At 58.4% G+C, this 9,069-nt stretch carries 12 protein-coding genes; 9 read left to right on the top strand and 3 right to left on the bottom strand.

The annotated features are described in order from the left end of the window. The 6 genes from ASE43_RS21440 to ASE43_RS22015 form a co-directional block, all read left to right on the top strand. Positions 1–840: RHS repeat-associated core domain-containing protein (locus tag ASE43_RS21440; RefSeq protein WP_200956292.1), on the top strand; the 840-nt coding region annotated here is incomplete at its 5' end. An 809-nt stretch (positions 841–1,649) separates the two neighbouring features. Beyond that, positions 1,650–2,309: a hypothetical protein gene (locus ASE43_RS22030; protein WP_157500145.1), complete on the top strand. Its 660-nt coding sequence runs from the start codon at positions 1,650–1,652 to the stop codon at positions 2,307–2,309. Positions 2,310–2,554: 245 nt separating this feature from the next. Beyond that, a complete protein-coding gene (locus ASE43_RS20220; protein ID WP_157500143.1) occupies positions 2,555–3,103 on the top strand; it encodes a hypothetical protein in 549 nt (182 codons plus the stop codon). A gap of 74 nt (positions 3,104–3,177) precedes the next feature. After that, entirely contained in the window at positions 3,178–3,504 is a 327-nt protein-coding gene (locus ASE43_RS22025; RefSeq protein WP_157500141.1) for a hypothetical protein, read from the top strand. Between the two features lie 227 nt (positions 3,505–3,731). After that, positions 3,732–4,268, top strand: coding sequence for a hypothetical protein (locus ASE43_RS22020; protein ID WP_157500139.1), 537 nt, complete (start codon positions 3,732–3,734; stop codon positions 4,266–4,268). 212 nt (positions 4,269–4,480) lie between these two features. Next, positions 4,481–4,687 (top strand): hypothetical protein, encoded by a 207-nt coding sequence (locus tag ASE43_RS22015; RefSeq protein WP_157500137.1) that lies wholly within the window; start codon positions 4,481–4,483, stop codon positions 4,685–4,687. Positions 4,688–5,003: 316 nt separating this feature from the next. On the opposite strand, the gene ASE43_RS20215 is transcribed toward ASE43_RS22015, so the two are convergent. Beyond that, complete coding sequence (locus ASE43_RS20215; protein WP_057161721.1) at positions 5,004–5,501, bottom strand: GrpB family protein; 498 nt, start codon at positions 5,499–5,501, stop codon at positions 5,004–5,006. Positions 5,502–5,539: 38 nt separating this feature from the next. Beyond that, positions 5,540–6,247 (bottom strand): hypothetical protein, encoded by a 708-nt coding sequence (locus ASE43_RS20210; RefSeq protein WP_057161720.1) that lies wholly within the window; start codon positions 6,245–6,247, stop codon positions 5,540–5,542. A gap of 106 nt (positions 6,248–6,353) precedes the next feature. On the opposite strand from ASE43_RS20210, the gene ASE43_RS20205 reads away from it, so the two are divergent. The 3 genes from ASE43_RS20205 (at position 6,354) to ASE43_RS22010 (ending at position 8,258) form a co-directional block, all read left to right on the top strand. Next, complete coding sequence (locus ASE43_RS20205; protein ID WP_162258821.1) at positions 6,354–6,923, top strand: TetR/AcrR family transcriptional regulator; 570 nt, start codon at positions 6,354–6,356, stop codon at positions 6,921–6,923. Between the two features lie 22 nt (positions 6,924–6,945). Beyond that, positions 6,946–7,293, top strand: coding sequence for a VOC family protein (locus tag ASE43_RS20200; protein ID WP_162258820.1), 348 nt, complete (start codon positions 6,946–6,948; stop codon positions 7,291–7,293). A gap of 683 nt (positions 7,294–7,976) precedes the next feature. Continuing rightward, positions 7,977–8,258: a hypothetical protein gene (locus tag ASE43_RS22010; protein WP_157500135.1), complete on the top strand. Its 282-nt coding sequence runs from the start codon at positions 7,977–7,979 to the stop codon at positions 8,256–8,258. A 269-nt stretch (positions 8,259–8,527) separates the two neighbouring features. Here the strand turns inward: ASE43_RS22010 and ASE43_RS20195 are convergent, their stop codons facing one another. Next, positions 8,528–9,016: a DUF302 domain-containing protein gene (locus ASE43_RS20195; RefSeq protein WP_056177011.1), complete on the bottom strand. Its 489-nt coding sequence runs from the start codon at positions 9,014–9,016 to the stop codon at positions 8,528–8,530. Positions 9,017–9,069 lie beyond the last annotated feature (53 nt).

The following is a 9,069-nucleotide window of genomic DNA, read 5'->3' as shown; positions in this document are numbered from 1 at the left end:
GCGATCTGGCTGGACGACCTCCCGGTCGGCCTGCTGGCCGGCGCGGGTGCCAACCAGAAACTGCACTACATCGAGCCCGACCACCTGGGCACCCCGCGYGCCGTCATCGACCGCACTCGCAACGTTGCGATCTGGACTTGGGCGCTACAGGGCGAAGCCTTCGGTAACAGCCCTCCGAATCAGGACCCCGATCTGGACAGCACGAACTTCGTGTTCGACATGCGGTTCCCGGGGCAGCGGTATGACGCCGCTACTGGGCTGAATTACAACTACTTTCGCGATTACGATGCGGGGAGTGGGCGGTATGTGCAGAGCGATCCGATTGGGCTGAGAGGAGGTGTTTCTCAGTATTCGTATGCGACGAGTAGCCCGCTGATAAGGATTGATCCGAACGGACTTAAGGATTATGTTGCTTGTGAAGTGAAGGAGATACTTGATAGCGTAAAAGCCCAGATGACGGGGGCACTCGGAAAGGCGACGATGGAGGCCATAAATAACCATACAGGTTGGGGCGCTTTCGAGATCGGGCGGCTAGATTACAGAATGAATGAACGAGCATCGACCTTTGTGTATGGTGGGCGAAAAATGGATGCCGCACAGTTCGGAAACTATGTTGCAGGATATGCAGGTTGGTACTATGGGCAATCACGTGGATTGGCTCTCGTCATGTGGGGAGGGGTAGGTTATGACTTTGACGAGGACCTGCGCACTAGAGGATCGAAAGCATATAAGCCCACTTTTGATTTCGACTTGGATAGTCGTGAAGATATTCTTGCTGGGGCTAGGCGTGCTATAAACGAGATAGAAAATGGCTTAGTTACATGTGGCTGCGGGCGGTGATTTCATGAATATTGCAATTGCTTGCGCATTTGTTTTTATTTTGTTGATTTTGGCAGCAGTGATAAAAAAATGTGGCTTAGGATTTTTCTGGTAGTCGTGTTTTTTTTCGCTGTTATTTTCACTGCCACTTTTGGCATGGGGGGGCTGCGTAGCAGCATCGAACAGGCTCGAGCTGAAGGAAAGTCCGAAGAGTACGTGACTGGAATGGCTGCGAGGAGCTGGCAAATGAGATCGGCCCGAATAGAAGTGGTCATTTATGCGTTCGGGCTACTTGTTGTCGGGCTGGCTGGGTATGTTGGGCGCCGTCATTTGCATAGCCGGAAATAAATAGCAAAGTCAAGGCAAACAGGGACACCCACAGTTCCACACTAGCCTGACATCCGATTCAGACTTTTCTGGCTGCGCAAGCACGACAGACCCGAGATGCTGGCCTCATGACACAGGCCCGCTCTTCGCTAATTCCGCCCGGCCAGGCCGGCACGTTTCATTGCGTACAGCGCTGCGTGCGTCGAGCGTTCCTGTGTGGAGTTGATCGCTACACCGGTCGATCCTTCGAGCATCGGAAGGTTTGGGTCGAACAGCGATTGGCATTGCTGGCTGAGTGCTTTGCCATCGCCATTCATGCTTATGCCGTGATGAGCAATCACCTGCATTTGTTTGAGACAGTGCGCTTGGCCCGATGAACCTAATTTCTCATGACCTTCTCGGCAGTGCCGAAGACTGGCCACAGGCGAAAGGTCTATGGGTGTCCTTAGTTGCTTCCGATGCCTGGACGCTACGGTAGTCGATGGTTTGAAACGGAGGTCGATATGTCGAAGGCACTAAAGTGGCTAGTTGCTGCGCTGCTCATGTCGTGCACTGTCAATTGTTTCGCGGCTGATTGCCCTCGCACGCGGCAGTCGATCGACGGATATGAATGCTTAGAGGTCGTAGTTGATGGAATGAGCCTTCAAGGCGTCGTTTACAAAGAGTTGCGCTTGGATGGTCGCCACGTGCTTAGATTTTCGAAACGAGGCGGATTTAAAATCCTCGCTGCTCGGAGTTCGAGCGCCGTTCTGTCATCGTCGCAGTTTGTGATAGCCCTCGAGAAGCTGATTGTGCAAATACAGAAGCGGGGAGGGAAAGTTGACGAAATTCAACTCGATTTGAATGCTGTCAACGATACATGGGCTGATATTACTGCGTCAGTAAGAAGTGCTGCAAAAGAGGGGCGCGGACCTTTGGAGCATAAGGATCCGGCAGCCACACGGGCATTGCGAGAATCTGTCCGACGATCAAAGTTGGTGCGCCTGACATGCGCCATGGTTCTGCGCCATGGTATGGCATGCGGTCCGCGAAACTACTTCACAGAGCAGATTGCATTTCAACAAAAATATGCGTCTGGCGATCGTGCTGCAATCGCAAGCGCGCCCGATGTCGGCTTGTCAGAGCAGATGGCATTGTCGGTACTGCTCACACCTAAGAAATAAGAATTAAACGGCGAACAAAAGAAACAAACAAGGACACCCACAGTTCCACACTAGCCTGACATCCGATTCAGACTTTTCTGGCTGCGCGAGCACGACAGACCCGAGATGCTGGCCTCATGATGCTCCAAACAAGGACACCCATAGTTCAGACGATGAACAAGGACACCCACAGTTCCACACTAGCCTGACATTCGATTCAGACTTTTCTGGCTGCGCGAGCACGGCAGACCCGAGATGCTGGCCCCATGACACAGGCCCGCTCTTCGCTAATCTCGCCCGGCCAGGCCGGCACCTTTCATTGCATACAGCGCTGCGTGCGTCGAGCGTTCCTGTGTGGAGTTGATCGCTACACCGGTCGATCTTTCGAGCATCGGAAGGTTTGGGTCGAACAGCGATTGGCATTGCTGGCTGAGTGCTTTGCCGTCGCCATTCATGCTTATGCCGTGATTAGCAACCATCTGCATTTGGTCGTGCAGTTGGAGCCGACCCTTTCGCAGCAATGGACGGATGCCGAGGTGGCGACGCGCTGGATACGACTGTTTCCGCCCCGCGAGGGCACTCCTGAGGCCCATGAGCGTAAGCGCGATGCGCTGATGGCTGACTCATCTCGTATGTTGGCTGCGCGTGCTCGCCTCGGGGACCTATCCTGGCTAATGCGCTGCCTGGCGGAGCCGATCGCGCGCGCGGCCAATGCCGATGACGATTGCAAGGGGCGGTTCTGGGAGGGGCGATACAAAGCGCAAGTGCTCTGCGACGATCGCGCGATGCTAGCAGCCGTGGCCTATGTGATCTGAATCCAATCCGCGCAGGGATGGCGAGCGATCTAGCCCAGTCGCATCACACCAGCGCGCACGTTCGACTGAGGGGCTTGAGCCACGATGCGGCCAAGGCAATGCTGCAGCCCGTTGCAGGCTCTTCGGTGGCCTATCTGCCGATCCGATTGCGTGAGTATCTGGCGCTACTGGAGTGGACTGGAAAACAGGTTCGCCCAAGCAAACGAGGTTCCATTGCCTTGAGTGCACCGAGCGTGCTGGCGAAGTTCGATGCGCTGTCCGATCGCTGGGTGGCGCGGGTGAAGTCGATTGGCTCGGGCTACTGGCGCCCTGTCGGTGAAGTTCAGGACCTGCTGGAGATAGCACGGCGTCTGGGGCAAAGTTGGCTTAAGGGCGTCGGTGTCGCAGCTAAGCTCGCTTAGGGCGTTTCGTGCTACTCCTTCCCTCGCGCCTGCCGTTAGAGGTGCAAGGTATTCTCTTCTAATGTTTGGACCAGTGCGCGTGGTCTGATAGAACCTACTTCTCGCAGCCTTCGCGGCAGCGTCGACCGCTAGTTGCGGGCGAGAGGTCTATGGGTGTCTTTAGTTGCTTTTTTCGATTCCAATTGCGGATGCGCGGACAGATAGACTCACTAGAAGGGAGCAATCCTATGGTCAAGGCCGCTAAATTATTGGCACTCTCTATTTTGGTAGTGCTTCCGTTTCTCGAAGCCCATGCTGCGGATGTGTATAGGTACAGCGATCCAATTTTTCCAGCTAAAGGGCTTGCGCTCAGAGTTTCCGACAAGCAGTTCACTGTGGCAGATATGGCAGAAGATTTGTATGTATGCGGCGAGGAGTCTGCGTTTCTTTGTGCGCGCTCTGCAACTTTCAAATTCGATGTGCCTAGGGCTATTAAGAGCGGGCAGAGAAACTGGATGGTAGATGGAAGAAAGTATCAAATTGAAGCTGTGGAGCAATATCCATTTCAAGGGGCGACAGAGGAGTTGATGCGTATTCGTGAGTGGGGGGCATCCGGCGGCACCATCTACCTCTATTCTCAAGAGCGCGGGCTCGTTGGAATAGGATTCGTACGCTTGGATGACCGGACTTACTCAACTTATTTGCTTGAAGGAAATTGCGGGTTTGGTGCATCAAAAGCATGCTCAGTCGGACAGCGAACAAGGACACCCACAGTTCCACACTAGCCTGACATCCGATTCAGACTTTTCTAGCTGCGCGAGCACGATAGACCCGAGACGCTGGCCTCATGACACAGGCCCGCTCTTCGCTAATTCCGCCCGGCCAGGCTGGCACGCTTCATTGCGTACAGCGTCGTGTGCGTTGAGCGTTCCGGTGTGGAGTTGATCGCTACACCGGTCGATCCTTCGAGCATCGGAAGGTTTGGGTCGAATAGCGATTGGCATTGCTGGCTGAGAGCTCTGCCATCGCCATTCATGCTTATGCCGTAATGAGCAACCACCTGCATTTGGTCGTGCAGTTGGAGCCGGCCCTTGCGGAGCAATGGACGGATGCCGAGGTGGCGACGCGCTGGCAGCGAACAAGCAGCGAACAAGGACACCCGCAGTTCCAAAAAAAACTATTGGCTCGTGTTGCTGGCGTGTAGTCGGTGAAATTCAGGGCATCCTGGAGATAGCGCAGCGTCTGGATCAACGCTGGCTTAAAGGCATCGGCATCGCGGCCATGCTCATCTCGGGCATTTCGTGGCCGCTCCGACCGCTCACGCTTGCTGTTAGAGGGGCCCAGGCCGTGCAAGATATCCTCTTCTAATGTTTGGGCTTGTGCGCTTGGTCTGACTGTACTTACTTCTCGCAGCCTTCGCGGCAGCGCTGACCGCTAGTCGCGGGCGAGAGGTCTGATGGGTGTCCTTAGTTGTTCTAGTTGTTTTGCTTCTTAGTTTTTTTCCCGGGCTGTTGGAAGCGCTAGTCCTCCAGGGAAGACAACAGAGATCGAATGTAGACACCCTTCTCCAACGTATAAGCAGCCTTGTCATCGGCGTGCACGATAGCTAGCCGTCGTTTCAGGGCTTCGTACTCGGATCGATGGGCGTCGTCGGCGCGCAGTAGGTCGCGGAAGTGGAGATGTTCCCGCCAGAGTCGGCCACCTTGTTCGACGCAATGCAGGTGGATGCGCGGGTCGCCCGTGATGTCTTTGACGAAGTAGCGGCGCCGAGGGATCGCTGCCTCGTAGTGCGGCCGGTAGGTGTAGCCCAGGCTCACGATGTCCGCGATGCGGGCCTCGATCTTGGCGAGTGTCGGCGCGCCCAGCAGGAGGTCGATGACCGGCTTGGCTGCCAGGCCGGGCACCGAGGTGCTGCCGACATGCATGATCTCGATGGGCACGCCGGCGAAAGCCGGCAGCAGTTCCTGCCGGAGATCCTGGAAGACGAGCGGCCATGTGGGAGAGTAGGGAACGAGCATGATGGGGCTCCGCGGATCGGTCGAAGGTGGGCCAGGCATCAGGCGCGGCGGCCGCCATCGTGGGATGTCGTCGTCGTGACATTCTGCGAAGCCCGCACGACCCACAGGCCCAGCAGGCAGTACCAGAGACTTTGTGCGACGACCACAAAGGTCATGCCGGGGGCGTGGAGTGAAATCAATCCTGTGATGTAGCCGATCAGGCACATCAGACCCGCGATCATGCCGTAGGCGCTGCACGCGATCGCCAGCCGACCGGATTGGCGCAGCATCGCAGCAGACCACAGCACGATGCCGCCCAACATGCCGAGCGTGCCGAATCCCGCCAGCACCTGATTGGCGGAGAAGGCGAGCAGCACCGAAGGCAGCGCGTCCTCGGCGCGCGGGATCAGCGGCAGAACGCGCTGCAGATAGTCACTGATGAGGAAGCCGCTGATCAACGCCGCGCCCAGCATGGCGACGGCGCCCAGCGCGTAGAGGCGGACCGCAGCCCACACCCAGCCGTTGCCTGGCCAACGCCGAGCGAGGTGAGCCAGCGACAGCCAGAGGGCGACGATGCATACGATCATCGCCAGATGCACGTGCCGGCTGAGCGAGGAGATCTCCGTGAGGCTGGTGAGCCGCGCCGCCACGTCGGCGCCTTGTGCCGTGGGATGGAAGGCCATGATGAGCGGCGCCAGCACCCCGCTAGCGATCAGTGTCACGCCGGAGAGCAGGGTGCCTTGCGTGCGGGATGAGGTCGTGGTCATGCGGTGCCCCTGCAAAGAAGAGCGTATAGGCTAGCGATGCGATCGTGGCGGGTTTCCGGACAATCGCGGCCCAATGTCCGGCAGGGTTCGTGGGATGATCCCGCCCATGACACTGCTTGAGCCAAACGAAGATCCCCGTAGGCGGCGCACACGCCAGGACCTGATGGCGGCGTTCTTCTCGCTGGTGCTCAACCAGCGCTACCACGAGATCCGCGTCGGCGATGTGCTGACACGATCGGGCGTCAGCCGCTCGACGTTCTACGAACACTTCCGCAACAAGGACGAGCTGCTTGCCGCCAGCCTGGAAGGGCCGTTCCAGACGCTGGCCAATCTGGTCGGTAGGCAGGCGGACGTCAACAAGGTGTGCGCGATCCTGGAACACTTCTGGCAGAACCGTGCACTCGCACGCAGCCTATTCCAGGGCGCAGCGCTACGTATTGTCCGGCACACGCTGGTCATGCACGTGGAGAGCACGCTGTCCCCGGCACAGCGCAGTCGTCTGCGCATTCCCGTGCGCCTCGCCGCACATGGGCTCGCCGATGGTCTGTTTTCGCCGGTAGTGGCGTGGTTGCTGGGTGACGCCAAGTGCAGTGCGCAGGAACTCGCCGTTGCCCTGCAGCTATCAACAGCGGCTGCCACGCGCGCACTACAGGCCGGCGTTCCCGCCGACGACTAGGCAAATAGAAGAGGTGAAGATGATGCGGGTAATTCCGATGCTGCCGGTCCGCCATATGCCGACCAGCGTGGAGTTCTACGCCAAGCTCGGCTTCGCGGTGGAAAAGCGCAACGACGAATGGCGTTGGGCGATGCTGGTGTTGGACGGATGCCGGCTGATGGTGGACGAATCGATCAACCAGCCGCCGGACGCGCCACGCACCTCGGTGATCTACCTGTATCCAGACGACATCTTCGCCTACCACCGCGACGTGCGAAGGCGCGGCTTGGATGTGCCTTCGATCAGTCATCCCTTCTACGGCATGAGCGAGTTCCGTGTCGAAGATCCCGACGGCAATCGGCTATGGATTGGGCAGCAGACGGGGAGCTGAGCTTCGCGTAGCGGGGCAAGGATAGCGGGGCAAGGACACCCACAGTTCCACAGAAGTCTATTGGCTCGGGTTACTGGCGTGTGGTCGGTGACGTTCAGGGCATGCTGGAGATGGCGCGGCGTCTGAATCAACGCCGGCTTAAAGGCGTCGGCATCGCGGTCAAGCTCGTCTAGGGTATTTCGTGGCTGCTCCGCCCCTCGTGCCCGCTGCTAGAGGCATCCAGGCCGTACAAGATATCCTCTTCTGGTGTTTTGGCAGTGCGCTTGGCCTGATGGAACTTACTTCTCGCGTCCTTCGCGGCAGTGCCGACCGCTAGTCGCGGGCCAGAGGTCTATGGGTGTCCTTGGTTGCTTCGACTAAAGAATTCTCGTTATGTTACTCCTGGCGATTGGGGGGGCTTGCCGATGCGAATAGTAATCCTGATCGGCTGCCTGTTAGTCATGCCTCAATTTGTGGGTTGCAGCCCATCGTCAGGAGGGCTCCAACCCAATAGGAACGACGATCAACATATAGCTCGCCCCGCCAATACGGACCTACTGTCAGCCGATGGCGAGCTGTTCCCGCTAAGTACCTACTTCGGCGTGTGCCTGCGGCGCGCAGCTGTCCTTAGGGCAACTTTTAGTAACGGAATGCTCAGCCCTCACTACACGACGTCTGCAGAGATCGTTGGGGATGGCGGACTGTTGAAGTTCGGCGTCGGAAAAATCGGCATGTATCCTGGCACCACACTGAAAGAAGTTTCTGCCACGGCTCTACCTAGACGCATCCAACTTGGACGTGATCGCTTCGGTACCTTCGTGCTGGTCTCCGAGTTCGAAGCGGCCGGCAATAACTCAGTGACTATCAGCTATGACGAAAAGGACCCTGAAGCCCAGTCTGCAGCCATACGCGTTGCCAACAACGTAGTGGCTTGCCACGTATCGATGGCGTCTGCGGGCCTCGCGGCCGGAAACGGCAAGCCATAGACAATAGGCCGCGAACAAGGACACCCACAGCTCCACACTGGCCTGACGTCCGATTCAGACTTTTCCGGCTGCGCAGACACGACGGACCGGAGATGCTGGCCCCATGACACAGGCCCGCTCTTCGCTTTTCCCGCCCGACCAGGCCGGCACGTTTCATTGCGACAAGGACACCGCGGCCTTAGCTAAGGACACCCACAGTTCCACGTTAGCCCGACACTCGGATCAGACCGTGTTGTCTGCGCGAGCGGCCTGAGAGAATCGACGCCGATTTAGCCCACCGCCGCCAGACGGCGAGGCCGCGGCTCCGGCACCGGGCAGACGCGCAAGGACACTTCGCGCGAGGCGGCCGCGCGTACAAGCGCGCGCAGGCTTTGGTTCACCGCCTGGGTGATGTCGCGCTGCGCTTCCGGCAAGGCATGCCGGTCGGCCATCCAATCCAAGTCGAGATAGCCCACGCGGGTGTGGCCGTCGTCGTGACGCCAGGCCAGTACCTTCATCGGCAGATCGATCGCCAGGGTCGGCTGTTCCAGCATCGCCACCGACGAGGCCAGCGGATTGCCGAACAGCAGCAGCTGGGTCGGTGGCATGCGCAGGCCGCAGCCGTCGGCGATGCGGGCGTGGTCGATGCGCGCGTACACGCGCAGCCCGCGCTGTTCGACCATCGCCACCAGGCGGTCGATGGTGGTGGTGACGGTGTATGCGCTGCGCATGATCTGCATGCCGGGCGGCGCGTGGGGGTTCGAAACCTGTTCGTTCATGCGGCGGCTCTCACTATGCTGCGATCGCGATGGATCGATTCGGCGCAGATCGC

It is taken from the genome of Lysobacter sp. Root983 (assembly GCF_001429345.1).
Taxonomy (GTDB): domain Bacteria; phylum Pseudomonadota; class Gammaproteobacteria; order Xanthomonadales; family Xanthomonadaceae; genus Lysobacter.
Note: the sequence above shows the minus strand (reverse complement) of the source record. Positions and strands in the feature narration are given on the sequence as shown.

Excerpts from the sequence above, each read along its gene's own strand:
- ASE43_RS20220 (WP_157500143.1), top strand. The coding sequence starts at position 2,555 with ATGACACAGGCCCGCTCTTCGCTAATCTCGCCCGGCCAGGCCGGCACC.
- ASE43_RS20215 (WP_057161721.1), bottom strand. The coding sequence starts at position 5,501 with ATGCTCGTTCCCTACTCTCCCACATGGCCGCTCGTCTTCCAGGATCTC.
- ASE43_RS20210 (WP_057161720.1), bottom strand. The coding sequence starts at position 6,247 with ATGACCACGACCTCATCCCGCACGCAAGGCACCCTGCTCTCCGGCGTG.
- ASE43_RS22020 (WP_157500139.1), top strand. The coding sequence starts at position 3,732 with ATGGTCAAGGCCGCTAAATTATTGGCACTCTCTATTTTGGTAGTGCTT.
- ASE43_RS20205 (WP_162258821.1), top strand. The coding sequence starts at position 6,354 with ATGACACTGCTTGAGCCAAACGAAGATCCCCGTAGGCGGCGCACACGC.
- ASE43_RS22030 (WP_157500145.1), top strand. The coding sequence starts at position 1,650 with ATGTCGAAGGCACTAAAGTGGCTAGTTGCTGCGCTGCTCATGTCGTGC.
- ASE43_RS20200 (WP_162258820.1), top strand. The coding sequence starts at position 6,946 with ATGCGGGTAATTCCGATGCTGCCGGTCCGCCATATGCCGACCAGCGTG.
- ASE43_RS20195 (WP_056177011.1), bottom strand. The coding sequence starts at position 9,016 with ATGAACGAACAGGTTTCGAACCCCCACGCGCCGCCCGGCATGCAGATC.